Genomic DNA, 26,610 nt, shown 5'->3' with positions numbered 1-26,610 from the left:
GCAAGAACCACCCCGGCACGACGCAGGGTTCGGCGACGGCGCCCGGTCGAGTCCAGAAAGACGGGGCCCCGGGCGGAGGGCGACTTCACAAGGCGGGGAGCTTACTAGCTACCCATCGGTCAGGCGAGATCCGCAGGGCAATGTGCCGCCGGCGCCCGAGGTGGCTACTGTCGTCAGGTGCAGAAATGGCCTGGTCGTCCTTACCCTCTCGGCGCCACGTACGACGGCGCCGGGACCAACTTCGCGGTGTTCTCGGAGGTAGCGGAACGAGTAGACCTGGCCCTGGTCGCTGACGACGGGACCGAGCAACTGGTACAGCTGACCGAGGTGGACGGGTTCGTCTGGCACGCGTTCCTGCCGGCGGTCCAGCCGGGTCAGCGGTACGGGTTCCGGGTGCACGGCCCGTACAACCCGGCCGACGGGGACCGGTGCAACCCGTCCAAGCTGCTGCTGGATCCGTATGCGAAGGCCATCGACGGGCAGATCGACGGTGACGAGTCGCTGTTCAGCTACCGGTTCGGCAACCCGGACGAACTGAACACGATGGACAACCGCGAGCACACGATGCTGTCGGTGGTGACGAACCCGTTCTTCGACTGGGGCAACGACCGGCCGCCCGGGCACGCCTACCACCAGACGGTCATCTACGAGGCGCACGTGAAGGGTCTGACCAAGACCCACCCGGCGCTGCCGGAGGACATCCGCGGCACGTACGCCGGGATCGGGCACCCGGCGATCGTCGAGCACCTCAAGGAGCTCGGGGTGTCGGCGATCGAGCTGATGCCGATCCACCAGTTCGCCCAGGACGGCCACCTGCAGGAGCTCGGCCTGTCGAACTACTGGGGCTACAACACCATCGGCTTCTTCGCGCCGCACAACGACTACGCGGCCGGCGGTACCCGCGGTCAGCAGGTGACCGAGTTCAAGACGATGGTGAAGGCCCTGCACGAGGCGGACATCGAGGTCATCCTCGACGTGGTCTACAACCACACCGCGGAGGGCAACGAGTTCGGTCCCACGCTGTCGTTCAAGGGCATCGACAACGCGGCGTACTACCGGTTGGTGGACGCCGACAAGCGGCACTACTACGACACCACCGGCACCGGGAACAGCCTGCTGATGCGGCACCCGCACGTGCTGCAGCTGATCATGGACTCGCTGCGCTACTGGGTCACCGAGATGCACGTCGACGGCTTCCGCTTCGACCTGGCCGCGACGCTGGCCCGCCAGTTCCATGAGGTCGACCGGCTGTCCGCGTTCTTCGACCTGGTCCAGCAGGACCCGGTGGTGAGCCAGGTGAAGCTGATCGCCGAGCCGTGGGACGTCGGCGACGGCGGCTACCAGGTGGGCAACTTCCCGCCGCTGTGGACGGAGTGGAACGGGAAGTTCCGCGACACCGTGCGGGACTTCTGGCGCGGCGAGAAGTACACGCTGGCCGAGTTCGCCTCCCGGCTGACCGGCTCGTCGGATCTGTACCAGGACGACAGCCGCCGGCCGCTGGCGAGCATCAACTTCATCACCGCGCACGACGGCTTCACGCTGCGCGACCTGGTCTCCTACAACGACAAGCACAACGAGGCGAACGGCGAGGGCGGCAAGGACGGCGAGAGCCACAACCGCTCGTGGAACTGCGGCGTCGAGGGCGAGACCGAGGATCCCGACGTACTCGAGCTGCGGGGCAGGCAGCAGCGCAACTTCCTCACCACGCTGCTGATCTCGCAGGGCGTGCCGATGATCGCCCATGGCGACGAGCTGGGCCGGACCCAGGGCGGCAACAACAACGTCTACTGCCAGGACAACGAGATCGCCTGGGTCGACTGGGAGCTCGCCGATCCGCAGAAGGATCTGCTGGAGTTCACCAGCCTGCTGGTCAAGCTGCGCAACAACCATCCGGTCCTGCGCCGCCGCCGCTTCTTCCACGGCGACACCGGTGTCGACGGACTCGGCGACCTGGTCTGGTTCACCCCGATGGGCACCGAGATGCAGAACGGCGACTGGCAGCGCGACGACGCCCGCGCGATCGCGGTGTTCCTCAACGGTGACGCGATCTCCGAGCCGGACCAGCGCGGTGAGCCGGTGGTCGACGACTCGTTCCTGGTCCTGCTGAACAGCGACTACGAACCGCAGGACTTCCTGCTCCCACCCAAGGAGTACGGCGAGAACTGGACGGTGGTCGTGGACACGACGACCGCGCAGGGCGGGGCGAGCGACGAGCCGCATGCCGCCGGCAGCACAGTGCGACTGGAGGCACGCAGCACGCTCGTCCTGACCCGCCCGAGGCAGGCCGCCGGATGACAGGGGTCCCGCAGGCCACCTACCGCTTGCAGTTGCACGCCGGTTTCGGGTTCGACGACGCCGCCACGGTGGTCCCGTACCTGCACAGCGTCGGGATCTCCCATGCGTACCTGTCCCCGATCCTCCAGGCCGCGCCCGGCTCCACCCACGGGTACGACGTCGTGGACCACAGCCGGCTGTCCGACGCGGCGGGTGGTCGTCCCGCGTTCGACCGGCTGGCCGCACGGCTGCGCGACCATCGGATGGGCGCGGTGGCGGACGTCGTACCGAATCATGTGGCGGTGCCGACGCCTGCGCGGCTCAACAAGGCGTTGTGGTCGGTGCTGCGGGACGGACCGGGGTCGCCGTACGCCGAGTGGTTCGACGTCGACTGGGGTTCGGGGAACCAGCCGCTGCTGATGGCTGTGCTGGGTCAGCGGATCGGCAGGGTACTCGCGGACGGCGAGTTGTCGATCGACGGTGACGTACTGCGGTACTACGAGCATGAGTACCCGCTCCGCCCGGGCACCGAGGATCTGCCGATCGCGGAGCTGGTGACGGAGCAGTGGTACCGCCTGGCGCACTGGCGGGTGGCGGACGAGGAGCTGAACTACCGGCGGTTCTTCGACGTGGACACGCTGGCCGCCGTACGCGTGGAGACGCAGGAAGTCTTCGAAGCCACGCACGAGCTGCTGCTGGACCTGCTGCGCGAGGGCGAGCTCAACGGCTTCCGCATCGACCATCCGGACGGTCTGGCCGACCCGCGCGGCTACCTGCGCCGGCTGGCCGAGCGGACCGGTGGTGCGTGGGTCGTGGTGGAGAAGATCCTCGAAGGCGATGAGGAGCTGCCGCGCGACTGGCCCTGCGCGGGCACCACCGGGTACGACGCTCTGCTCCGCGTCGGCGGCCTCTTCATCGACCCTGCGGGTGCAGCGCCGCTGTCTGCCCTCCACTCCGAGCTGACCGGTGAGCCTGCAGACTTCGCACCCGTTGTGGAGCAGGCGAAGCGCGAGATCGTCCAGCACGGGCAGTACGCCGAAGTGCACCGCCTGGTCGAGTTGCTGGCCCGCATCTGCCAGGACGACGTCCGGCTGCGTGACCACACCCGCCGCGCGTTCCATGAAGTGGTCGTCGAACTGCTGGTCCACTTCGACATCTACCGGGCGTACGTCATTCCGGGCGAGCCACCGTCACCGACGGCGGTGCAGGCCTTGGAGCGGGCGGCCGAGAAGGCGCGGGAGAATCTCGACGACGACCGGCGGGAGACGCTGGATGTCGTCCTGCATCTGCTGCTGGGTCGAGAGACGAGCCGGATCGACGAGCATGCGCGGCATGAGTTGATCGTCCGGTTCCAGCAGACCTGCGGCCCGGTGATGGCGAAGGGCGTCGAGGACACCGCGTTCTACCGGTGGTTCCGGCTGACCTCGCTGAACGAGGTCGGTGGGGATCCGGAGCACTTCGGCGTGACGCCGGAGGAGTTCCACGCGTTCGCGGCCCGGCTGAACCAGCACTGGCCCAAGACCATGACCACGCTGTCCACCCACGACACCAAGCGGTCCGAGGACGTGCGTGCGCGGCTCGGTGTGCTGTCCGAACAGCCTGCCGCTTGGTCGGAGGCGGTGCGCGAGTGGCGTCGGCTCTCGGAGGACCATCGGAGCCCGCTGCTCGACGGCAGCACGGAGTACCTGTTCTGGCAGACGCTCTTCGGCACCTGGGACGACGGACCGTTGCCCGAGGATCGCGTGCAGGCCTATCTGCTCAAGGCGGTCCGCGAAGCGAAGCGCCATACCACCTGGACTTCACCGGACGAGGAGTACGAGCAGGCCGTCGCCGCCTTCGCCACTGCGATCCTGGGCGACTCCGCAGTGCTGGACTCGGTACGACGCTTTGCCGCCAAGCAGTCCGGATTCGTCCGGGCGGCGACACTCGGCCAGAAGCTGGTGCAGTTGACGATGCCCGGCGTACCGGATGTCTACCAAGGCACTGAGGCGGTCGACCTGTCCTTGGTGGATCCGGACAACCGGCGGCCGGTGGACTACGAGGACCGGATCGCCCGGTTGCAGCGGTTGGACGAGGGCTCCAAGCCCGACGACCTGTCCGACGAGAAGCTGCTGGTCACCTCGCGAGCACTCCGCATCCGCCGGCAGTACCCGGAGGCTTTCGCGGGCAGCTACACCCCACTGCCGACGTCCAATGGTCACGCCGTTGCCTTCGCGAGGGGAGATGCGGTGATCACGGTGGCGACCCGGCTGCCGGCCGCCCTGCATCGCGTGGGTGGTTGGGGCGACAGCACAGTGGTGCTGCCGAGCGGCCAATGGAAGAACGTGTTGACCGGCCGCGACGTGGGTAGTGGAGCAGCCCGGATTCACCAGCTGCTGGAGGACCTCCCGGTGGCCCTGCTCGTAAGGAGCTGAATGCACACCTTCCGCGTCTGGGCGCCGAACGCGTCGTCGGTCGACCTGGTGTTGCGCGACGGCGTGCTGCCCCTGCGTTGGGCGGCGGACGGCTGGTGGACGCGGGACGTGGTCGAGGCACGTCACGGCACCGACTATGCGTTCTCCGTCGACGGCAGCGAGCCGCTGGCAGATCCGCGGAGCCCGTGGCAACCGGACGGTGTGCACGGCTTCAGCCGGGTCTTCGACGAGGACCGCTTCCGCTGGACCGACGATGACTGGGCCGGCCGCGACGTACGCGGCTCGGTGTTCTACGAGCTGCACATCGGGACCTTCACCCTGGAAGGCACGCTGGACGCGGCCGCCGACCATCTGGACTACCTGGTGGCGCTAGGCGTCGAGATGGTCTCGCTGATGCCGGTCGCCGCCTTCCCTGGCCGCCACGGCTGGGGGTACGACGGTGTTGACCTGTACGCCGTCCACGAGCCGTACGGCGGTCCGGAGGCGCTGCAGCGGTTCGTCAACCGGTGTCACGAAGTCGGTCTGGCCGTCTGCCTCGACGTCGTCTACAACCACCTCGGTCCGAGCGGGAACCGCCTGGACATGTTCGGCCCGTACTTCACCGATCGGCACGCGACACCGTGGGGTCGGTCGGTCAACCTGGACGACACCGGGAGCACCGAGGTACGGCGGTGGATCTGCGACAACGCACTGCGGTGGTTCCGGTCGTTCCACCTCGACGCTCTGCGGCTGGACGCCGTACACGCGCTGGCTGACGAGAGTCCGACGCACCTGCTGGCGCAGCTGTCGACGGAGACCGCGGAGCTGTCGCAGGAGCTGGGACGGCCGCTCGGTCTGGTCGCGGAGTCGGACCTGAACGACCCGCGGATGGTGGAGCCGGTGGCCGAGGGTGGTCTGGGGATGACCGCACAGTGGAGCGACGACTTTCACCATGCACTGCACACGCTGCTGACCGGCGAACGGGCCGGGTACTACGTCGACTTCGGTGAGCCGGGGGTGTTCGCGAAGACGCTCACCCAGGTGTTCCTGCACGACGGGTCGTACTCGACGTTCCGTGGCAAGGACTGGGGCCGGCCGGTCGACCCGGCCAAGCATCGCGGCAGCGAATTCCTCGCGTACACGTCGAATCACGACCAGGTCGGCAACCGTGCGCTGGGCGACCGGCCGGCGCTGACCCCCGGCCAGCTCGCGATCGGCGCCGCTCTGGTGATCACCTCGCCGTACACGCCGATGCTCTTCATGGGCGAGGAGTGGGGCGCCTCGACGCCGTGGCGCTACTTCACCGACCACGACGAGCCGGAGCTGGCCGAGGCTGTGCGCAGCGGCCGGCGGCGGGAGTTCGCCGCGCACGGGTGGAACGCCGACGAGATCCCGGACCCGCAGGATCCGGCGACGTGGCGTAGTTCGGTCCTCGACTGGACCGAGGTCGACAAGCCGCCGCACCGCGAGTTGCTGGCCTGGTACCGGGACTTGCTGGCCCTTCGCGCCCGAACACCGGAGTTGCGCGACGACCGGCTCGCCTCCGTCGGCATCGAGTCCGGCGCCGACGGGGACTGGATCGTGGTCACCCGGGGCCGGTTGCGTGTCGTGGTGAATCTGGCCGCGACCGAGTCCGTGGTCCCGGTCGACGGCGTTCCGGCGTACCAGCTGATGGCGTTCCTGGCGGCCGAACCGGTCGGCGAGGGTGTCCGGTTGGCGGGTCACGGCGTCGCGATCGTCGCCGTCTGAGACTTTCCAACGCCAAGATTTCCGGCGCAATCCAACACAACCAGGCGTTCGAGCCTGTTCGTCGATGGTGATTTCCTGGATCGCTTGCCTCCGGCGCGCTGGAGGCGGACTGTATAACGGCCAGGGGTGTAGCCGGGGGGTTGACGGGAGGATCTGGATGACAGTCGGAGGCGTCGACACTTACTACGACTACGAAGAGAAGCAGTGGAAGAGCCGGCGGCTGGGAGGCGGACCGATCCGCCGCGGCCCGGTGTGCCCGGCCCCACGAACCGCTGACCATGCGGTGCACGAATCACCCCGCGAGCGGCATCCGGCCGGTCGCGACCACGACAAGACCACGACCGCCCTCGCCTGAGAGACCGCGCTGACGCACCGGTGACAGGGCCCGCCAGATCAGGTCACCGACAGCAGCCAGCAGTCACCACAGCGGCCGTCGTGCCGGAACCCGACGGCCGCTGCGGGCTGTCTCAACCGGGCTTTCTCAAGGTCGGAACAGCGTCCGCAACTCGAGCGATGCGTGGAGCCGATCCGTCCACGGCCGGGACCGCAGAGCCTTGCGGGTGCGCCGGGGACCGGGAAGACCACGGTGGCTCGGCTCTACGGCAAGCTGCTGAAGATGCTCGGCGTACTGCCGAAGGGCGGGTTCACGGAGGTGTCGCGCCGGGACCTGGTCGGGCAGTACATCGGGCACACCGCGGAGATGGACGACTTCCTGGCCGCCAACCCGGGGCTGGCGTCGCGGTTCTCCAAGACGGTCGAGTTCCAGAACTACAGCCCGTCCGAGCTGCTCCAGATCACCGGCCGAATGGTTGCCGGAGGCGACTATCAGCTCGATCCCGCGGCCGGTCCGCCGCCCACGTCCGTACTTCGACCGGATCGCGGCCGGAAGCTGAAACGGTTCGGTAGGACAGGACTGGCCGGGGGCGGGAGCGGGGTGGTTCGGGCGTCGCATAGAGTGACTGGGGTCACCACCGGATCGGAAGGACCCGCCGCGATGGCCGATGCAGACAAGCAGGGGAAGCGCTCGTACGCGGAGTTCGATGTGAGCAAGCCGAGTATCGCGCGCACCTACGACTACCTGCTCGGCGGCAAGGACAACTTCGCCGTCGACCGCGCCTTCGGGGACCGGTTCATCAACGAGTTGCCCGGTTCGGCGGTGATCGCCCACGACAACCGCGGGGCGCTGGTCCGGGCGATCCAGCAGATCATCACCCACACGCAGGTCCGGCAGTTCATCGACCTGGGCAGCGGCCTGCCGACCGCGGACAACGTCCACCAGGTCGCGCAGCGGTACGTGCCCGACGCGAAGATCGTGTACGTCGACAACGACCCGATCGTCCTCGCCCACGGCCGCGCCCTGCTGGCCGAGAACGAGAACACCACCGTCATCCAGGCCGACCTGCGCGAGCCGAAGGCGATCTACGAGCACCCGGACACCAACGCGCTGATCGACTTCGCCAAGCCGGTCGGGATCATCTTCAGCGCCACCCTGCACCATGTGAACGACGACGAGGACCCGGCCGGCCTGGTCCGGTTCTGGTACGACCGGATCGCGCCCGGAAGCCACGTCTTCATCAGCCACTTCCGCAGCGAGAACGACCCGCGCAGCCAGGAGCTGGAACAGGTCCTGCAGGGCTCACTCGGCCGCGGCCGCTGGCGCACCGACGAGCAGATCCTCGCGCTGTACGGCGACGGGTTCACCGTCCTCGAGCCCGGCCTGGTCCCGGCGGTCCGGTGGCGCAACCGCGAGACCGTCGAGGAGCTCACCGACTACCAGCCGCTGATCGCCGCCGTCCTCGCGGTCAAGGACTGAACGGGCAAGGACTCAGCGGGCAAGGACTGATCAGCCCGACTTCCACACGAAGATGTTCGACGTGTAGGTGCCTTCCGGCCCGGTGACGGTCACCCAGACCTTCTGTCCGACAGCGCTGCACGGGAACCGGTCGTCGACCAGCATGTGACCCTCGCTGCTGGTCGTCAGCGTCGCCCCCGGGTTGAAGTTGCTGACCTCCGGACCGAACTGGCTCAGAGGTCGTAGATGCCCTGCCGTTCAGCTCAGGAAGCGTTCCGCTGTGAGGAAGCCGAGTTGCGCGGTCTTCGTGGTGCCGTCCGGCAGCGTGATCTTGACCTCCGGGCCGATGGTGAATCCGGACCGGTACAAGCGGTCGACCGCGCGTTCGTTGCGCGTATCGGGCTCGGCGACGAGCCGCGGATGACCGAGGTGGACGAACACGAACCGGCCGATCGCCCGCAACAGGTTCCCGGTGAAGCCCGGCCGCGGATCACCCGGCGCGACCAGCAGGTGCGCCCCGATGTCCCCGGCCCGGATCTCGTACGCCGCCCCGACCGGATCGGCCTGTGGATCGTACGTGTGCAGCAGCCCGACCGGTACGCCGTCCAAGCGCACGACGTACACGTGATGCGTCGGCACCGAGTCCAGGAACTCGTACGTCGCCGCGATCTCGTCCCGGGACAACTCGCCCATGCCCCAGAAGCTCGCGCGGTCGCCCGTGACCCAGCCGTGGATGAGGTCGAGATCTCGCGACGGATCCGCCTCCACGATTGCGACCGTGCCGAAGCCCTCGATCTCGTGGGTGAAACTCCGGTCCTCCCGCTCGAGCCTGTCCCACTCGGTGACGATCGGCGCGAGCTCACCGCGCAACCACAACGGCAGCTGGTCGTGATGATGCGGGTCGCCGAGTACGCCGGACGCACCCAGCGGCACCACCCATCGGCTGGCCGACCGATCCGCGAGATCCCAGGCATAGCGCGCAGCCGAGCCGCGCACGCACACATCGGTCAGTCCTGGCAGGGACGAGGTCGACATCACGCAGTGATGATCGCCGGACAGCCCGAGGTCGAACGGCTCCTCGCCCGGTGCGAAGACCGGCCCGCGCAACGCGTGCAACGGCGCCAGCTGGTGCGTCTCGCCCCACGGCGGCCGGCGCTTGCGTGCGGCAACTTCTTCCAGCGCCTCGCGCGCCAGCCAGGACACGTTGACGTCCGGGATCAGGTCGGTCGTGAGCAGGTTCTCCACCGCGTACGAGACATGCGTGAGCACGTCCATCCACGGCACGAACACCTCGGGGACCTGCGCGTCCTCGAGTACGCCGAAGTGGTCGGCGAGCCGCGAGACGAGCGCCTTCCGGATCGCGGCGTACGACGATGCGGTGCTGCTGGTCGCGTCCATCCGCCGGTCCCAGCCGAGCAGTTCGGTGCGCAGGGCAACGGCTTCCGGCGACAGCTCCTCGAGGCCGGCCAGCAGGTCCAGGACGGACGCGGCCGACCCGAGGTAGGTGTCCTGGTGGATCGATGGCATCTCCGCCACCGACCAGCTCGACTGTGACGACACCAGTTCACGGATCCGGCGAGACCGATGTGGCGCGGCGAACTCGACGCCGAGTGAGGCCGCGAGCTCCCGCGCGTTCGCCATCACGGCCGGCCCGTCGACGGTTTCCCGCGGCATCGGGTCGTGCCATCCGTCCCACTGGTGATCGGCTTCCCAGGCCGGCACGACGCGCAGCATGTTGTCGCCGTGGCGTCGCGGGACCAGCCCGGCGGTGCGATGGAGCAGCCCACCCGCGGTGTCGGCCGCGAGGATCACGTTGACCGGCTCCACCCAGTCGCCGACGGCCGCGTCGATGTCCGCCACGGTGGTTGCCTGGAGCAACTTCGGGATGACCTCGAAGCCGAGCCGCCCGGTCACGCGCGGCGGGTACCGAATGCTGATCGTCCGGGTCGAGTCGTTGACGATCACCGGGCCACGCTCGGTCTCGATCACCTCGACCTCGATCGGATCCGCGGCGGCCACCTCGACGACCTCGGTGTGGACCCGTGCCGGCTTCCAGCCGTCCGGGCCGAGCGCTTCCAGTCCCGGCCCGGCCGGCCGGAGCTGCTCGGCGTACAGGTCCTGGTAGTCGGCCATCGCGTTGGTGATCGCCCAGGCGACCTCCCCGGTGTGGCCGAAGTGCGCGACGCCGGGGATCCCGGGGACGGCGAGGCCCAGTACGTCGTACTCGGGGCAGGACAACCGGATCTGCTGGTAGACGCCCGGGCTCTCGATGTAGCGGTGCGGGTCGCCGGCGACGATCGCCTGGCCGCTGCTGGACAGCGACCCGGGGATCATCCAGCCGTTGCTGCCCGCCGTGCGCGGTCCCTCCGAGGTGAACAGGTCGATCTTGTCGTCGCCGAGGGTCCGCGCTACGTGGGTGCGCCACAGCTTGCTCGGGAAGCCGGCGAACAGGACGTGCACCGCGAGCCAGATGCCGAGCGGCGCCCACGGCTCCCACTCCTGCAGCGTGAGGCCGGTCTGGGCGAACTCGGGGGCACGCGCGGCTCCACCGGGCAGCGCGAGGTTCACGCCCTCGACGTACGCCGTGATCCAGTCGCGGGTCTGCTCGTCGAGCGCCTCGAAGCAGCGCTGCGCGGTGTCGGCGAGGCGGGCCTGCCTTGCGAACACATCCCAGCCCGCCGCCTCGGCGCCCAGGAAGGCCGCGCTGGTGCCCAGGAACCGGCGGCGCTCGAGCTCGAGCTGCCAGGCCCGGTCGGCCGCGGCGTTGGTGCCTTGCAGATAGACGAGAGCCAGCGGGTCTCCAGCCCGCAGATGCGGTACGCCGTACGCGTCCCGGAACACCCGAGCATTCACTCCTGGCCTCGTTTCAGTTAGGTTAGGCTGCGCTAACTTACAAGTCAGATTCTTCGGCCGCAATGGCATCGACTCTAGGGGAGGTTCTCGTGGGGCACGGCTGGGAAGGTGTGGTGCTCAAGCTGTTCCGCGGGAAGGACTTCGTCTTCACCGTGACGGGTGCCGAACAGGTCACCGAGCGCTACCGCCGGGTGCACTTCACCGACGGCGGGCTGCTCGAAGCCATCGGGGTTCACCCGACGATGTGGGTGCGGCTGTGGTTCGACAATGCGGGCAAGCCGCACCAGCGGGCCTACACGCTGGTCGACCCGGATGCCGGGGCCGGGACGTTCAGCCTGGAGTTCGCGTTGCACGACGGCTGCGCGAGCGACTGGTCCCGCAAGGCCCAGCCCGGCGACACGATCGAGGCGACCGTGCAGGGGACCGGGTTCGAGGTGCCGGACCCGCTGCCCGAGCGGATGCTGGTGATCGGGGACCCGGCGTCCCTGCCGGCCATCAACTCGCTGCTCGCGGTCGCGCCGAAGCTGCCGGCCACGATCTGGTTCGAGACCTCGCACGACGCCGACCACTCGCTCCCGTTCCGGATCGACCCCGAGCGGCACGAGCTCCGTCCGATCCCGCGGCCGGAACTCGTCGCGAGCGTCAAGACGGATCTTCCGAAGCTCCTCGGCGAAGCGTCCGGCGCGTACGTCTGGATCGCCTGCGACACCGCGACCACCCGCGCTCTCACGACGTACGTTCTGAAGGACCTCGCCGTACCGAAGCACCGGGTGAAGGCGTTGGGCTACTGGAAGGCCGCGTAGCCTGACGGGCGTGATCAGCCCTCTCGACCTCAGTGACCGCACGCTTGCCGAACGGTTGCTGGCGATCCAGCACGCCGCGTACGCCATCGAGGCCGAGCTGATCGGGTTCGACGGCATCCCGCCACTGCAGGAGGACCTCGCCGGTCTGATGTCGTCCACCGAACACTGGCTCGGTCGGTACGACGGTGACGTCCTGGTCGGCGCGGTGGCGTACGAGTTCCCGGACGACGACACGGTCGAGATCTCCCGCCTGATCGTCGATCCGGCGTACGCCCGCCGCGGTCACGGGCGCGCGCTGCTCGACCACCTCGACCAGCTGGAGCCACGGCCGTCCAGCCTGGTTTCGACCGGCTCCGCGAACACTCCGGCCGTCAACCTCTACAAGTCCCGCGGCTACCACGAGATCGCCAGGATCGAGGTAGCCCCCGGGGTCGAGGTCACTCAGTTCGAGCGGTAGAAACGGTCGAGCCACTCGGGCCATGGCCGCAGCTCACCGGCGGCAGCGGCGAGATCGAGCAACGCCTCCGCGACGGTGCCCCGTGCGGCTGGGTCTGTCGAGGTCAGGCGATTGACGACCTGCCAGACCTTGCCGGCGCCAGGGTTGAGGCACTCGGCGAGGGTGCATCCCAGGCTGTAGAGATCCATCGCGACGCTGACAGGTGCGCACTCCTCCTGCTCGGGCGAGGCGTACCCCAGTGTGCCGACGGGATGCCCGGCCGGTTGCAGTGAGCCGATCCGGCGGGCGGTGCCGAAGTCGATCAGGATCGGCCGGCCGTCCCGCAGTACGACGTTGTCCGGCTTCAGATCCAGGTGCGCGAGGCCGCGGCGGTGCAGGGTCGCGAGGGCCGGCAGGAGCTGGGCGCCGACCAGTGCGACCTGGTCGTCGGGAAGGGCACCGTTCTCGTCGATCTCGTCCGCCAGCGACGGACCGTCGACGTACTCGATCACGATGTGCGGTACGGCGTCGTCGGTGCCGTCGGCAAGCAACCGGGGGAGGGCCGGATGCTGGTTCCCGCTGAGGGCGGCCGTCTCTCGTCGCAGGGACCGGACGGCGCGCGGATGGCGGATCTGGTGCGGGCGGGCGACCTTCAGCACGGCCGGGGCCCACAGGTCTGGCGACCACACCAGCCAGGTCTCGCAGCGCGTGCCGACGCCGAGCCGCTCGATCGCGAGCATCCCGCCGGGGAGCTCCGAACCTTCGGCCGACTCCCACACCGCCAAGCCGTCCACCGCCAACTCGTCCATCGCTGTCCCCTCCAGAAGGTTGACGGCCCGCCGGACACACCCTGAGCGGTGTCCGGCGGGCCGGGTCCGTCAGTCGCGCGAGCGGCTGCGGGAGCGGCTGCGGCTGCGGGAGCGGCTACGGGACCGTCCGCGACCGTGGCCGTGGTGCATGGTCGGCTTGATCCGGAGCATGGTGTTCACCTCCTTCCGGCGTTCTGCAGGAGCCCCCTGGCCGGCGGCCGGGAGGAAGACAAGGTGACGACCCGATCGGCGATCGACGCCAGCGCGCGGTCGTGGGTGACGAGCAGCACGGTGCGGTTCGTCGTGGTACTGCGGATCGCCTCGATCACCGCCGCCGCGGACTCGGGGTCCAGTGATGCGGTCGGTTCGTCGAGCAGGACCATCGGCGCGGTCGACACGGCGGCCCGGGCGATCGCGACCCGGCGGCGCTGACCACCGGAGAGGCGGACGCCGCCTTCGCCGAGTGGGGTGTCGTAGCCCTGCGGCAGCCGGCCGGCGAACTCGTCCACCAGCGCCGCCCGGCCGGCCGCGACCACACCGGCCCGGGTCGCGTCCTGGTTGCCGAAGGCAATGTTCTCGGCGACCGTCGCGTCCAGCAGCCACGGGTCCTGCGGTACGAACGCGAACCGCTCCCGCAGCGACCGCTGGTCGCAGTCCCGCACATCCACGCCGTCGATCAGGATCCTGCCCGCGTCCACGTCGTACAGGCGGAGCAGCAGGTACAGCGCGGTGCTCTTACCGATGCCGCTCGGGCCGAGCAGGCACACCGTCTCGCCCGCCGCGATCCGCAGGTCGAAGTCCTGCAGCACCGGATGCGCCGCTTCGTAGCTGAACCCGACCTGCTCGAAGTAGACCTCGTGCACCAGCCGGGGCGCCGGTCGTGCATTCGGTCGGTCGACCACAGCCTCGTCGTTGTCCAGTACATCGCGCACCCGGGTCGCACTCGCTCCAGCCTTGGCCAGTACGGCGGACAGTCGCGTCAGACCACGGACGGGCGAGTACAAGTCCCGCAGGTAAGCCAGCACGACCAGCAACTGCCCAGTGGTCAGTGCACCGGTCAGCACGTGCCGTCCGCCGACGATCAGGACCAGCGCCGACCCGACTGCGAGCACAATGTCGGCGACCGGAGTCCAGCGGGCGTCCACGTCGATCGCCCGTAGTTCCACGTCCAGTACGGCGCGGTTGCGCGTGCCGAAGACGGCAGATGCTCGGTCCGTCCGGCCGAAGGCCTGCACCGCTCGCACATTGCGCAGCAGGTCGGTCGTCGTACCTGCGAGCCGTCCGGACTCGGCGCGTGCGTCCTGCTGAGCCGACTTGATCAGCCGCCGCTGCCGTACGGCGAACGCCGCCAGCACCGGTACGACGGCCAGCCCGATCAGCGCGAGTTCGGGGTCGAACGCGAACAGCAGGGCCAGGACACCGAGCAGCATCACGGCATCCGGCAGGAACGAGGTGGCCAGTGCGACGACGCCGTCGAGCACGCGACCGACATCGGTGGTGAGCCGCGAGACCAGCTCGCCGCTGCGCATCCTGTCGTGCCAGCGCAGCGACCTGGTCATGGTCCGCTGGAACATTGTGGCTCGCAGCGCGGCACCGATCCGCTCGGCCGCACCCTCCGCGGCGCGCAGACTGCCCATGTCGAGCAGCCCGATCGCGCCGCTCAGCAGCACGCCGGCCGCTGCCGCGCCGCCGAGTACCAGGAGCGGATCCGGTCCGCCGGCAGAGCGGTCGTCGAGTGCGTGGTCGACGGCCAGAGCCAGCGGCCACGGACGCAGCAGCACCACACCGACCCGCAGCACGACCAGTCCGGCCGCGGCGGCGAGTGCAGGGAACTGCGCTCTGGCCGCGGGGCCTGCGACGGTGAGTGACAGCGGGAGCTTCATGCCAACCACAGTCGTCGGCCCGAGGTCGGCATCGGTAGTGCACCTTGGTACTACGACTCTTGTCGGGCTGCCGTTGCACAGTTCGGTCCCCCTACCATCCGAGCATGGTGAAACTGCGACGTCCGCGGGCGGAGCGTGAGCCGGTCTCGACCGCCGGTCTGTTGGTGCGCTTCACTGCCGCCGGCCTGATCGTGCTGCTGTCGCTGGCCGCGCTGATCGCGTACATCGCTCGTCAGGCCGGCATCGAGCAGGCCTCCGAGTCCGCTCGGCAGGTGACGTACGTGACCGCGCGCGGCGTGGTCGAGCCACGCCTGACCGCGGAGGTCGTCGCGGGTCAGCCTGCCGCCCTGCAGGAGTTCGACACCGCGATGCGCAGGTACGTGCTGCAGGGCTCACTGGTCCGGGTCAAGCTGTGGAACGCGGACGGCACGATCGTCTACTCCGACCAGTCGGAACTGATCGGGCAGACCTTTCCCCTCGGCCCGGAGGAGATCGAGGCACTCCGGGTGCAGGGCAGCGCCTCCGAGGTGAGCGACCTGAGCCGCCCCGAGAACCGCTTCGAGATCCCGTACGAGAAGCTCCTCGAGGTGTACGTCGGCGTCCGGGCGGCCAACGGCGAACCGATGCTGTTCGAGGCGTACTTCCAGTACCAAGCCGTCACCGAGGCCGGACAGGCCGCCTGGCAGCGCTTCGCTCCACCGTCACTCGGGGCACTGCTCCTGCTGGAGCTTGTCCAGATCCCGTTCGCCTGGTCGCTGGCCCGCCGGGTCCAGAAGCAGCAGCGCGATCGGGCGCGGCTCCTGCAGCACGCCGTCGAGGCATCGGACGCCGAACGGCGCCGGATCGCGGGCGAACTGCACGACGGAGTGGTGCAGGAACTCACCGGGCTCAACTACGCGCTCGACGCCATGCGGTTGGGACATCCGACCGAGGGCCAGCGTGCTGAACTGATCGCGGACAGCGCCTCGCGCCTGCGTGGCAGCATCGGCTCGTTGCGGTCGCTGCTGGTCGACATCTACCCACCCAACCTGGCTGAGGAAGGCCTGGCCTCCGCACTGGCCGAGCTGGCTGCCGGTCTCGAGCGCGTGGGGATCGACGTACGGCTGGAGACCGATGGTGCGGAGCAGCTGCCACCCGCGGCCGCCGCGCTGCTGTTCCGGGCCGCGCAGGAGATCATCCGCAACGTGGCCGCACACAGTGGGGCGCGCGAGGTGCTGATCAGTGCGGACCGGAGTGACGGAGTCGCACGACTGGTCGTGGACGACGACGGGCGCGGGTTCGACGAGTCGCGGCTGGACGAGCGCAGCAGCAGCGGACACCTCGGGCTGAGGTCGATCGGCGACCTGCTGGCGGACTCAGGTGGCATGCTGACGGTGCGGGCCGCGCCAGGCCAGGGGACACGAGTGGAAGTCGAGGTGCCGGTCTGATGATCCGGGTCCTGATCGCCGACGATCACGCGATCGTCCGGGCCGGCCTGTCCCAGCTGATCGGTACGGCGGACGACCTCGAGCTGGTCGGCGCCGCGGACGACGGGGACCAGGCGGTCACGATGGCGGCCGAGCTGCGGCCGGACGTCGTACTGATGGATCTGTCGATGCCGGGCACCGACGGGGTCGCGGCGACCGGGCGGATCGTCGCCGCGGACTCGTCCGTGCGGGTGGTGGTGCTGACGTCGTTCAGCGACCAGACGCGGATCCTGGACGCGCTGCAGGCGGGCGCGGAGGGGTATCTGCTCAAGCACAGTGAACCCGAGGTGATCCTGGCCGGCATCCGCGAGGTGATGGCGGGTGGATCGCCGCTCGACCCGAAGGCGGCGCGGGTGCTGCTGACGCACCGGCGCAACCCCGGTCCGGAGGTCAAGCTGACCGGGCGGGAGCAGGAGGTACTGCGGATGGTCGGCGACGGGCTGCCGAACAAGACGATCGCGCGCCGGCTGGGAATCAGCGAGCGCACGGTCAAGGCGCACCTGACCAACGTGTACCAGCGGCTCGGCGTCACCGACCGCACGCAGGCCGCGCTGTGGGCGCAGCGGCACGCCCAGCGGCAGCCGGACCAGGGGTACTAGTACCAAGGTCCGATGGCGGCGGACCGGGTCGACCGGACACCATCGGAGTATGGAGCCAGAAGACCCGAGACGCCGACCGGTCGTCCTGCAGTCGCGATCCGCCGAGCCGGCGTCCACTCGCCGCCCGGCCCGCTACCTGGCCTGGGCCGGCACCGGACTGCTCGGCCTGGCCGCGGCCGCAGGCCTGGTCGCAGGCGGCACCGCTGTCTGGACGGCCTTCGACCCCGGCACTCCCAACGAGTCACCGGCCCAGCTCTGGCTGCCGCCGCCGGTCACCGTGAACCCGCAGAGCGCCACGATCACGCCGACGACACCGAGCCCGGACGACCACGGCGGCGACCGCACCCGTACGCCGTCGGGCACCAGGACGACCGAGCGCGGCGACGACAAGGGCGGCGATCGCAGCCGCGCTCCGTCGACGACCACGAAGGGCTCGAACACCACCGAGCCGGGTGACGACAAGGGTGGCGACTCCGGCAACTCCGGGAAGGGCAAGTCCGGCGACGACGGGTCAGGCCACGGCTGACGACCGGGTCCGCAGTTGCTCGAAGCCGTAGTACAGGGCAAGGACGAACTGGACGAGCAAGGTGAGCGGGGCCGAGATGAACGACAGCCCGATGCAGGCCGCGTAGAACAGCGTGCCGATCGAGTAGCGCAGGACCGACGCGCGCTGCTCGGACGGCGTGAGGTTGTGGTCGACCAGGTGAGACCGCAGCACGTGCCACCAGATCAGGCTGAACGCGATCGCCGCCAGCGTCAGGTTGGTGCTGTAGACCGCAGCCGCGACATGGGCATCGATCGTGTCGTCACGCAGGTACTCGGCGAACATGTTCGTCGGGAACGGCAGCAGCGCGGTCCACAGCAACAGCAGCAGGTTGAGGAACATCAGCCCGCGGTCCGCCCGCCGGATCTGCCGGAACATCGAGTGGTGGTTGACCCACATGATGCCGAGGACCGCGAAGCTGGTCAGGTACGCCGCGAACTGCGGCCACTCCTGCACCAACGCCGGCCAGAGCCGCTCGTCCGGTTCGGGCTCGGGAATGTGCAACTCGAGGACGAGCAGGGTGATCGCGATCGCGAACACGCCGTCGCTGAACGCCTCGATCCGCGAGGTGTCCGCAAGGTCAGACTGGGTGGCCACGGTCACCCAGTCTGACACCGCGAACTCAGTCGGTCGACAGCCTCAGCGCAACCCAGCTGATGGCCGGGAGGGTGACGGTCAGCCGGCCGTCCTGGAGGCGGGAATCGACTGGTTGGGGGGTGACGCGGTCGGGGTTCTCGGCGGAGTTGGTGGCCAGCGCATCGGCGTCGTGCACCATCACGGCCTCCTCGACGGTGGTGACGCCGGAGCGGCTGACGTCGACGGTGACGTCGATCGTGTCCTCGGACGAGCGGTTGACCAGGAAGACCGACAGTTCGCCCTCGGAGTACGTCGCGACCGCGTCGACGGCCGGGACGTCGCCGTACTTGGCGGTGCTGACGGTCGGTGAGTCGGTCTCCAGCCGCAGCACCTGGCCGGCCGCGAGTCGCGAGGTGATCGCGAACGGGTGGAACGTCGGCTGCCGCCAGGCCGGGCCGTTCGGCTCCGTCATGATCGGCGCGATCACGTTCGCCAGCTGCGCCAGGCAGGCGACGGCGACCCGGTCGCTGTGCCGCAGCAGCGAGATCAGGAGGTTGCCGACGACAACGGCGTCGGTGACGTTGTACTCGTCCTCGATCCGGCGTGGGGCGACCTCCCACTGGTCGTGCGGTCCGTCGGTCCGCCGCGAGCGTTCGCCGTACCAGACGTTCCACTCGTCGAAGGAGATGCCGATCTTCTTGCTGCTCTTGAGCTCCGCGCCGACGTGGTCCGCGGTGGCGACGACGGCCTCGATGAAGTGGTCCATGTTCACGGCCGAGGCCAGGAACGACGCGGTGTCGCCGTCGTCGTTGCCGTAGTACGCGTGGCACGAGATGTAGTCGACGAACTGGTACGTCTCCCGCAGCACCTCGCGTTCCCAGGTCCCGAACGTCGGCATCCGCGACGACGACGAACCACAGGCGACCAGCTCCAGATCGGGCTCGATCATCCGCATCGTCCGTGCCGTCTCGGCCGCGAGCCGCCCGTACTCGGCCGGGGTCTTGTGCCCGATCTGCCACGGCCCGTCCAACTCGTTGCCGAGGCACCACAACTTGATCCCGTACGGCGACGCGCCGTGCTGCTCGCGCAGGTCGGACAGCGCCGTACCGCCGCGGTGGTTCGAGTACTCCTGCAGGTCGAGGGCCTCCTGCACACCGCGGGTGCCGAGGTTCAGCGCCATCATCGGCTCCACCCCGGCCTTGGCGCACCAGGTGATGAACTCGTCCAGGCCGAACTCGTTCGTCTCGACGCTGTGCCAGGCCAGGTCGAGCCGCCGCGGCCGGCCCTCGCGCGGGCCGACGCCGTCCTCCCAGCGGTAGCCGGAGACGAAGTTGCCGCCGGGGTAGCGGACCACGGACACCCCGAGCTCCCGGGTGAGCTCGAGGACGTCCTTGCGGAAGCCGTCCTCGTCGGCGGTCGCGTGCCCGGGCTCGTAGATGCCGGTGTAGACACAGCGGCCCATGTGCTCGACGAACGTGCCGAAGGTCCGCCGGTTGACCGGGGCAACCGTGAACGCGGGGTCGATGATGATGCGGGCAGAGGTCACCAGGTGGCTCCTGTCGTGAGAGGTGAGGTCATCCCTTGATGCCGGCGTCGCCCACCCCACGCACCACATGGCGCTGGAAGAGGGCGTAGACGATCAGCAAGGGAAGTCCGCCCAGCACGGCGGACGCCATGATCTGGGCGTAGCGCAGGCCGTAGGAGCCCTGCACGTTGGCGAGTCCGACCGGGATCGTCATCATCGACGGGTCGGTGGTCACGATGAACGGCCAGAGGAAGTTGTTCCAGGCCCCGATGAACGTGAAGATGCCGACGGCAACGAGGATCGGGCGCGACATCGGCACCATCACGCTCCAGACGATCCGCCACCGGGTCGCGCCGTCCACCCGGGCGGCGTCCTCGTAGTCGCGGGAGATGCCGTCGAAGAACTTCTTCAGGACGAACACCATCACCGGCGCGACCACCTGCGGCAGCACGATGCCCCAGTAGGTGTCGACCAGGCCGAGGCCGGTCATCTCCTGGAACAGCGGCACGATCAGCACCTGCGGCGGGACCAGGATGCCGGCGATGATCAGGCCGAACAGCACCCGCCGGCCGGGGAACCTGGTCCGGGAGAAGCCGAACGCCGCCAGCACCGAGACGACCAGGGTCAGCCCGGTCACCAGCACCGACACGACGGTGCTGTTGAAGAACCAGCGGATCAGGTCGCCCTGGTCGAGCACGCTGCTGTACGCCGCCATGGTCGGTGCTGCCGGCAACCACGTGATCGGTGACCGGGTCGTCTCCGGTTCCGGCTTGAGCGAGGTGTCGAGGGCCCAGAGCAACGGAACCAGCCAGAGCACGGCCAGCAGTACCGCGCCGACGATGGTCGCCACCTTCGGGAAGGTCCACGTCGTCCTCATCGGTCGGCCTCCTTCCGGCCGGAGAACAGTCTGAACTGCAGCACCGCGACCACCACGATGACCGCGAAGAACATGTACGAGATCGCCGACGCGTAGCCGATCCGGTAGTTGGTGAAGCCGTTCTGGTAGATGTACTGGATGATCGGCCGGGTCGCGAAGTTCGGTCCGCCGTTGGTCATCAGGTAGATCTGGTCGAAGATCTTCAGCGACGCCACCAGTTGCAGGACGACGATCAGCCCGGTGGTCCGGCTCAGCAGCGGGAGCGTGATCCGGAACAGTTGCTGCCGGCCGTTCGCGCCGTCGATCGCGGCCGCCTCGTACACCTGGGCCGGAATCCCTTGCAGGGCGGCGAGATAGAGCAGGAAGTTGAATCCGACCGTCCACCAGACGGTCGTGATCACCACGGCGAGCATGGCCCGGTTCTCGGTGTTCAGCCAGTCGATCTCGGCGAACCCGCCGGCCGTCAGCAGCCCGTTCACCAGGCCGAACCCGGGCTGGTAGATCCACACCCAGATCAGGGTGACGACGGTCGCGGGCAGGACGAACGGAGCGAAGTACGAGAACCGCAACAGCCAGCCCAGCAGGCCTTTGCGGTTGGCCAGCAGGGCCATCACCAGCGCGATGACGACCAGTGGCGGAGTACTCATCGCGGTGAAGACGAGGGTGTTCTTCAGTGACGACCAGACGGCCGGATCGCCGAACATCTCCCGCCAGTTCTGCAGCCCGAGGAACTCCTGCTTCACTCCGGCGAGACTGGTGTTGAAGAAGCTGTTCCACAGTCCGGAGATGATCGGCCAGATCATGAAGACGGCGAACAGCAGCAGGAACGGCGCGACGAAGAACAGCCCGCCCCAGCGTTCCTTCCAGGGCTGTCCCGCCGCCGGCTTCGCCGCGGTGCGCGGCGTACTCGTGGTGACCTGAGGTTGTGTCTGCACGGCCATGAACGTGACCTCCTGTCAGACCGGGGACGGGGTGTCGAGCAACTTCTGGGTGGCGGCCTTGAACTGCGCGAGCGCCGCCTTGGGTGTCGCCTGGCCGGAGAACACTCCGCTGAACGCGGCTCCGGCCTCGTTCTCCAGCTGGGCTCCCGAACCGCTGAACCAGCCGTCCGGGTCGTAGAGCACGTCCGGCGCGACACTGCGGTACTCCGCCTGTGGCTTGAGGTCCAGGTACTTCTGGCTCTTCGCCACCGGCTGGTACGCCGGGATGTGGCCGCCGGCCGCCCAGTCCGCGCTGTGCTTGAGGATCCAGGCGATGTACTCGATCGTCGCCTTGGTGTCGTCCTTGTTCCGGTTGGCCTGGTGCGGCAGCACGAACGTGTGCGAGTCCCCGGCGAAACTCGGTACGTCGTACACGACCGGGAACGGCGCCATGCTGAACGGCGTCTTCGCGGTCTGGTACGTCGTCACTTCCCACTCACCGTTGAAGCTCAGGCCTGCGTCGCCGTTGGTGAACTGGGCGACCAGGGCGGCGTAGTTCGACGACTTCGGGGTGAGCCCGTCGGTGGCGAGTTTCGCCATCAGTTCAAGGGCTTCCAGCGCCTTGGCGTCGTCCAGGACGAGCCGCGTGCCGTCGTCGCTGAAGAACTTGCCTTCCAGCTGGCCGTAGAGCGTCCACCAGATCCGCCACGGGTTCGTGGTCTCGACCGAGGCGGCGTACTTGCCGGTGGTCTCCTTGACCGCCTTGAGCATGTCGAGGAACTCGGTGACGCCCTTGACCGGCTTGATCTTGCCGTCCGGGCCGAGGAGACCGGCCTTCTTGCAGACGTCGGTGTTGTAGTAGAGGACGAACGGGTGCTGGTCGAGCGGTACGGCGTACAGCTTCCCGTCGACGATGCAGCGGTTCCAGGTCGCCGGCAGGAAGTCGGACTCGCGGACGCCGGCCTCCTCGAGCAGGTCGACCGGGATCGGATCGAGCATCGTGGTCGGACTGAAACCCTTCAGCCGGGACAGATGCAGGGTCGCGACCTCGGGCGCGCGGCCGCCGGCCGCGGACATCGCGAGCTTCGTGTAGAACGGCGGACCCCAGGCGAGTGTGTGCGCCTCGAAGTCGACGTCGGGGTGTTCGGCGACGTACTGCTGATGGATCTGCAGCAGGCGGGCGCCGTCACCGCCGCCGAACAGGTTCCATTCCCGGACCCGTGGCCGGGACCCGAGGCTGCCGCAACCGGTGAGCGCGAGGGCGCCGAGCATGCCACCTAGTACTGCTCTGCGCCGTGGACGAGGAGGGCGGTCGTCAAGCATGCGAGCCTACTTTACATCGGTGTACTACATCGGTGTAGAGATGATGCCCGGGTGCTTTGGGACCGTCAAGGGCTCAGTTGGTGCCGAGGGTCGATTCGCGGGTGTGGAGCTCGTACGGGGCCACGATCTCCTCGTGTTCGGAGTCGTCGCCGGTCATCCGGCGGACGAGGAGGTCGACCGCGGTGCGGGCGATCTGGGCGCGGCCGGGGTCGACGGTGGTCAGGGTCGGCGTGCTGTATCGAGCCTCGTCGATGTTGTCGAAGCCGGCGACGGCGACGTCGTCCGGGATGCGCAGGCCGTGCTTGGTGAGGGTCCGGATCGCACCGAGGGCGAGGGTGTCGTTGAGGGCGAGGACGGCATCGAACTTCCGTCCGGAGGCGAGCAGGGCCTGGGTTGCCTCGGCGCCGGTCGAGCGGTGCCACTTGCCGGCGTGGAAGGCGAGCTCCTCCGGCACCGGTACGCCGTGCTCGGTGAGCGCCTCGGCATACGCGTCGTACCGGATGGCGGCGGTGCCGACCTTCTCGCCGGGGTGGACGCCGAGGACGGCGATCCGGCGGCGGCCGAGTTGGAGCAGGTGTTCGACCGCGGCCTTGGTGCCGGCCACGTTGTCGATCATCACGTGGTCGACCGGGCTGTGGAAGATGCGTTCGCCGAGCAGGACCATCGGTGTGGACGTTCTCAGCTGCCCGATGTCTTCCTGCCCGAGGCCGAGCGGGCTGTACAGCAGACCGTCGACCAAGTGACCGCGCGGCCGGTTGATCACGGTCAGCTCGCGGTCGCGGTCCGCGCCGGTCTGCTCGATCATCACGGTCAGGCCGTGCTTCTCCGCGGCCTCGATCACCGCGTCCGCGAGCTCGCCGAAGTACGGCAGGCTGAGCTCGGGCACGGCCAGGCCGATGATGCCGGTCCGGCCGGACTTGAGGTTCCGGGCCGAGATGTTCATCTGGTAGCCGAGCGCATCGATCGCGGCGAGCACCTTGGTCCGGGTCTCCTCACGGATGTACGGGTACCCGTTCATCACGTTGGAGACGGTCTTCGGTGACACCCCGGCCTGCCGGGCCACGTCACGCATCGTCACCGCCACGGCATCACCCCCAACCACCGGTCATGGGCACACACGGTAATGCACGCGACCGCCCGGACCGCTCAGTCGTCGGTCGACGGCGGCACGTCGTGCGGTGGGCGCCGGGGCGGGTTCGGCTGCGGACCGGCCGACGGACCGCCCGGGTGGTCCGGGATGTCCGGCTCGTGCTCGGTCAGTTCGACACCCTCTTCGACCAGGTCCTGGTCGATGTCCGGGTCCATCTCGTGACCGGGATGCGGCACGCCGGGCCTGTCGAAACTCATGACACCCTCCCTCGGATCGTCCGCGTACCTCCACGGTACGTCGACGGGGCCCCGGGTCAGGTGCCGTACGGCGGGCGGTTCAGCGGGGTGAGGGTGATACCGGTCTGGAGCGCCTTGCTGAGGATCGCTCCTTCCGGCCGGCCGAGCCGGAGACCGATCACCGAGGGTGGCAGGTTCTCTGCGGCGAGTGCTTTGAGCTTGTTGAGTTCTTGTGCTGTCCAGGGTTCCGCGGCGTTGCGGATGGACTGCGGCAGGGGTGCCATCGACCTCACTCTTTCTTCCGATTACCTCACCCCGGTTCCCGATTTCCAACGATCGAAAAGTGCGTCAGTACGACTGGAGTTCGAGCAGGGTGCCGTCGGGGGCGCGGAGGTGGGCGGTCCGGAGGTTCGGACCCCACTGCGGGCGGTCCTGGGGCGAGGTCAGAACCGTGGCGCCGAGCTTCTCCAGAACCGCGGTCGCCGGGTCCACGGCGTCGACCTTCAGCACCAGCATCGACGCGTCCTGGGACTCCACATCAGCCGGGAGCGCGGCGGTGCCGATCGTGCTCGCGATCATCGCGCGGCCGAACAGCACCAGACCGGTTTGACCGTCCAGATCCCAGTTCGCGTACTGCGCCTCCGGGATCACCTTGACCGGCTGAACGCCGTACAGCTCGGCCAGTGCGGGCCGGTAGAAGTCGACGGCGGCCGGAAAGTCGCGGACCAGCAGCCGCGGGTAGAGCGCGTCCATGGGTGAGCATCTCCAATTAGTTGGGAATAACCAACAGTTGGTTCGAGCCTACAATAGCGCGATGGAGACGCTCAGCGGGACGACCACCTTCGTGCTGCACAAGGTGGCGGTGGCCGGCCGGCGAGCGATCGCCGACCGGCTGGCCGAGCGCCCCGGCCTCACGTTGTGGGAGTACGCCGCCCTGGCGGAGCTGGCCGAGCTCGGCCCGTCGGCGCAGAACGCGCTCGCTACCGCACTCGGTATGGACACCGCCGACATGGTCCGCTTGATGGACGCGCTGATCGAGAAGCGGATGGTCCAGCGAGAGCGCGACCCGGCCGACCGCCGCCGCTACCGGATCACCCTCGCCGCCAGAGGCCGGACTGCCCTGAGGACGGCCCAGCAGAGCGTCCGCGACGTCGAGAAGACAACCCTGCAGCCGCTGACCCCGGCCGAGCGCGCAACCCTCCACGCCCTGGTGACGAAGATCCGCGCACACTCAACCCAGGACTGATGAACCGCCAGGCCATCACAACGTGCCCAGCGACACCGAGCTGCGCTGGACGCGCTCCGGAACCGTGGATTGTGATGGCGTGGCGGTCCGCACTTCACCGCTCCGCGGCAGGTCGGCGGCGCTGCGCGACGTCCGTGAGCGACTGGGGTTGCCAGGCGGCGTCGGCTTCGTAGAGGTCGGTGCCGGGTGGAACGATCTCGTCGATCCGGTCGAGGACGGCGTCGTCGAGGACCAGGTCGGCGGCCTTCAGCAGGCCTTCCAGTTGGTCCATCGTGCGCGGGCCGTTGATCACCGAGGTGACCGCCGGGTGCGTGGTGACGAACGACAGCGCCAGCTCCGGGAGCGTGACTCCGATGCCTTCGGCAACTTCCATCAGCCGCTCGACCGCGTCGTACTTCGCGGCGTTGGCAGGCAGAGACGGGTCGAAACGGTGCGGTGCGAGGGCTGCGCGGCCGGTGGTGAGGTCGATCGGCTGGTCCCTGCGGATCTTGCCGGACAGGAAGCCCCACGCCAACGGGCTGTAGGTGAGCACGCCCATCCCCAACCGCCGGCAGGTCGGCAGCACCGAACGCTCGACCCCACGGCTGATCATCGAGTACGGCGGTTGGTCGGTGCGGAAACGCCCGTATCCACGCCGCTCCGACACGTGGTACGCCTCCACCAGCTCCTCGGCCGGGAATGCCGAGCACCCGAACGCGCGGATCTTCCCCTGGGAGACGAGATCGCTCATCACCCACAGTGTTTCCTCGATGTCCGTGGTGTGATCCGGCCGGTGGACCTGGTAGAGATCGATCCAGTCGGTGTCGAGCCGGCGCAGGCTGTCCTCGACCGCCCGCGTGATCCACCGGCGCGAGTTCCCGCTCTGGTTGCGGCTCCCGTCGTGCAGCGGGAAGTGCACCTTGGTCGCCAGGACGACGTCGTCCCGGCGCCCCTTCAGGGCTTTGCCGACGATCTCCTCGGACTCGCCGGTGGAGTACATGTCCGCGGTGTCGACGAAGTTGATGCCCCGGTCGAGTGCGGTATGGATGATCCGGACACTGTCCTCGTGGTCGGGGTTGCCGACGGCACCGAACATCATGGTTCCGAGGCAGTGCGCACTGACCTCGATCCCGGTCCCACCCAACGTGCGGTAACGCATGAACGAACTCCTCCTGTGTCGTGACCCGATGTCCCGGAGGCTAGGAGCTAGACCGCTGTCTAGGTCAAGCCCCGCATA

24 protein-coding genes are annotated in these 26,610 nt (G+C 68.7%); 11 read left to right on the top strand and 13 right to left on the bottom strand.

Annotated features, from left to right (window positions below):
• Positions 1–177 precede the first annotated feature (177 nt).
• From glgX to ACGFH6_RS36910, 5 genes are all read left to right on the top strand, one after another.
• Positions 178–2,295, top strand: coding sequence for a glycogen debranching protein GlgX (glgX, locus tag ACGFH6_RS36930; RefSeq protein WP_393393832.1), 2,118 nt, complete (start codon positions 178–180; stop codon positions 2,293–2,295).
• Positions 2,292–4,688, top strand: a complete 2,397-nt coding sequence (gene treY, locus ACGFH6_RS36925; RefSeq protein WP_393393829.1) for a malto-oligosyltrehalose synthase — start codon at positions 2,292–2,294, stop codon at positions 4,686–4,688. The genes glgX and treY overlap by 4 nt, the downstream gene beginning before the upstream one ends.
• Complete coding sequence (treZ, locus tag ACGFH6_RS36920) at positions 4,689–6,416, top strand: malto-oligosyltrehalose trehalohydrolase (RefSeq protein ID WP_393393826.1); 1,728 nt, start codon at positions 4,689–4,691, stop codon at positions 6,414–6,416.
• A gap of 157 nt (positions 6,417–6,573) precedes the next feature.
• Positions 6,574–6,771, top strand: a complete 198-nt coding sequence (locus ACGFH6_RS36915) for a hypothetical protein (protein ID WP_393393824.1) — start codon at positions 6,574–6,576, stop codon at positions 6,769–6,771.
• Between the two features lie 162 nt (positions 6,772–6,933).
• Positions 6,934–8,229 (top strand): SAM-dependent methyltransferase, encoded by a 1,296-nt coding sequence (locus tag ACGFH6_RS36910; RefSeq protein WP_393393821.1) that lies wholly within the window; start codon positions 6,934–6,936, stop codon positions 8,227–8,229.
• Between the two features lie 237 nt (positions 8,230–8,466).
• Here ACGFH6_RS36910 and ACGFH6_RS36905 read toward each other — a convergent pair whose 3' ends face one another.
• Positions 8,467–11,061, bottom strand: a complete 2,595-nt coding sequence (locus ACGFH6_RS36905) for a GNAT family N-acetyltransferase (protein WP_393393818.1) — start codon at positions 11,059–11,061, stop codon at positions 8,467–8,469.
• An 89-nt stretch (positions 11,062–11,150) separates the two neighbouring features.
• Between ACGFH6_RS36905 and ACGFH6_RS36900 the strand changes: the two genes are divergently transcribed.
• Together ACGFH6_RS36900 and ACGFH6_RS36895 are read left to right on the top strand one after the other, a co-directional pair.
• The gene (locus ACGFH6_RS36900; protein WP_393393815.1) at positions 11,151–11,864 is read left to right on the top strand and encodes a siderophore-interacting protein; all 714 of its coding nucleotides are present in this window, start codon (positions 11,151–11,153) and stop codon (positions 11,862–11,864) included.
• A gap of 10 nt (positions 11,865–11,874) precedes the next feature.
• Positions 11,875–12,321 carry a GNAT family N-acetyltransferase gene (locus ACGFH6_RS36895; RefSeq protein ID WP_393393812.1) on the top strand — a complete coding sequence of 149 codons (447 nt, stop codon included), beginning with the start codon at positions 11,875–11,877 and terminating at the stop codon, positions 12,319–12,321.
• Here the strand turns inward: ACGFH6_RS36895 and ACGFH6_RS36890 are convergent.
• Positions 12,306–13,109, bottom strand: a complete 804-nt coding sequence (locus tag ACGFH6_RS36890) for a serine/threonine-protein kinase (protein ID WP_393393808.1) — start codon at positions 13,107–13,109, stop codon at positions 12,306–12,308. The two genes, ACGFH6_RS36895 and ACGFH6_RS36890, sit on opposite strands and share 16 nt — an antisense overlap.
• 176 nt (positions 13,110–13,285) lie before the next feature.
• Complete coding sequence (locus ACGFH6_RS36885; RefSeq protein WP_393393805.1) at positions 13,286–14,992, bottom strand: ABC transporter ATP-binding protein; 1,707 nt, start codon at positions 14,990–14,992, stop codon at positions 13,286–13,288.
• A 104-nt stretch (positions 14,993–15,096) separates the two neighbouring features.
• On the opposite strand from ACGFH6_RS36885, the gene ACGFH6_RS36880 reads away from it, so the two are divergent.
• Genes ACGFH6_RS36880 through ACGFH6_RS36870 form a run of 3 tightly spaced genes read left to right on the top strand, consistent with a single transcriptional unit; the run spans position 15,097 to position 17,583 of the window.
• Complete coding sequence (locus tag ACGFH6_RS36880; RefSeq protein ID WP_393393802.1) at positions 15,097–16,419, top strand: sensor histidine kinase; 1,323 nt, start codon at positions 15,097–15,099, stop codon at positions 16,417–16,419.
• Positions 16,419–17,057 (top strand): response regulator, encoded by a 639-nt coding sequence (locus ACGFH6_RS36875; RefSeq protein WP_393393799.1) that lies wholly within the window; start codon positions 16,419–16,421, stop codon positions 17,055–17,057. The genes ACGFH6_RS36880 and ACGFH6_RS36875 overlap by 1 nt, the downstream gene beginning before the upstream one ends.
• Before the next feature lie 49 nt (positions 17,058–17,106).
• A complete protein-coding gene (locus tag ACGFH6_RS36870; protein ID WP_393393796.1) occupies positions 17,107–17,583 on the top strand; it encodes a hypothetical protein in 477 nt (158 codons plus the stop codon).
• Here ACGFH6_RS36870 and ACGFH6_RS36865 read toward each other — a convergent pair.
• From ACGFH6_RS36865 to ACGFH6_RS36825, 9 genes are all read right to left on the bottom strand, one after another.
• Positions 17,569–18,198, bottom strand: coding sequence for a TMEM175 family protein (locus ACGFH6_RS36865; protein ID WP_393393794.1), 630 nt, complete (start codon positions 18,196–18,198; stop codon positions 17,569–17,571). The two genes, ACGFH6_RS36870 and ACGFH6_RS36865, sit on opposite strands and share 15 nt — an antisense overlap.
• A gap of 25 nt (positions 18,199–18,223) precedes the next feature.
• Positions 18,224–19,723, bottom strand: coding sequence for an alpha-N-arabinofuranosidase (locus ACGFH6_RS36860; RefSeq protein WP_393393791.1), 1,500 nt, complete (start codon positions 19,721–19,723; stop codon positions 18,224–18,226).
• 28 nt (positions 19,724–19,751) lie between these two features.
• Positions 19,752–20,579 carry a carbohydrate ABC transporter permease gene (locus ACGFH6_RS36855; RefSeq protein ID WP_131511034.1) on the bottom strand — a complete coding sequence of 276 codons (828 nt, stop codon included), beginning with the start codon at positions 20,577–20,579 and terminating at the stop codon, positions 19,752–19,754.
• Positions 20,576–21,520, bottom strand: a complete 945-nt coding sequence (locus ACGFH6_RS36850) for a carbohydrate ABC transporter permease (protein ID WP_393393787.1) — start codon at positions 21,518–21,520, stop codon at positions 20,576–20,578. The genes ACGFH6_RS36855 and ACGFH6_RS36850 overlap by 4 nt, the downstream gene beginning before the upstream one ends.
• Before the next feature lie 15 nt (positions 21,521–21,535).
• Positions 21,536–22,822 carry an extracellular solute-binding protein gene (locus tag ACGFH6_RS36845; protein WP_131511032.1) on the bottom strand — a complete coding sequence of 429 codons (1,287 nt, stop codon included), beginning with the start codon at positions 22,820–22,822 and terminating at the stop codon, positions 21,536–21,538.
• A gap of 73 nt (positions 22,823–22,895) precedes the next feature.
• The gene (locus tag ACGFH6_RS36840; protein WP_393393784.1) at positions 22,896–23,906 is read right to left on the bottom strand and encodes a LacI family DNA-binding transcriptional regulator; all 1,011 of its coding nucleotides are present in this window, start codon (positions 23,904–23,906) and stop codon (positions 22,896–22,898) included.
• Between the two features lie 62 nt (positions 23,907–23,968).
• The gene (locus ACGFH6_RS36835; RefSeq protein ID WP_393393782.1) at positions 23,969–24,169 is read right to left on the bottom strand and encodes a hypothetical protein; all 201 of its coding nucleotides are present in this window, start codon (positions 24,167–24,169) and stop codon (positions 23,969–23,971) included.
• Positions 24,170–24,225: 56 nt separating this feature from the next.
• Positions 24,226–24,432, bottom strand: a complete 207-nt coding sequence (locus tag ACGFH6_RS36830; protein ID WP_393393780.1) for a hypothetical protein — start codon at positions 24,430–24,432, stop codon at positions 24,226–24,228.
• 64 nt (positions 24,433–24,496) lie between these two features.
• Positions 24,497–24,901 (bottom strand): VOC family protein, encoded by a 405-nt coding sequence (locus ACGFH6_RS36825; protein ID WP_393393777.1) that lies wholly within the window; start codon positions 24,899–24,901, stop codon positions 24,497–24,499.
• 61 nt (positions 24,902–24,962) lie between these two features.
• On the opposite strand from ACGFH6_RS36825, the gene ACGFH6_RS36820 reads away from it, so the two are divergent.
• Positions 24,963–25,394, top strand: coding sequence for a MarR family winged helix-turn-helix transcriptional regulator (locus tag ACGFH6_RS36820; protein WP_393393774.1), 432 nt, complete (start codon positions 24,963–24,965; stop codon positions 25,392–25,394).
• Positions 25,395–25,488: 94 nt separating this feature from the next.
• Here the strand turns inward: ACGFH6_RS36820 and ACGFH6_RS36815 are convergent, their stop codons facing one another.
• Positions 25,489–26,532, bottom strand: a complete 1,044-nt coding sequence (locus tag ACGFH6_RS36815; protein ID WP_393393772.1) for an aldo/keto reductase — start codon at positions 26,530–26,532, stop codon at positions 25,489–25,491.
• Between the last annotated feature and the right edge of the window lie 78 nt (positions 26,533–26,610).

It is taken from the genome of Kribbella sp. NPDC049227 (assembly GCF_043197265.1).
Lineage (GTDB): Bacteria > Actinomycetota > Actinomycetes > Propionibacteriales > Kribbellaceae > Kribbella.
The sequence above is the reverse complement of the archived record's forward strand: the minus strand, read 5'-3'. Positions and strand labels throughout refer to the sequence as shown.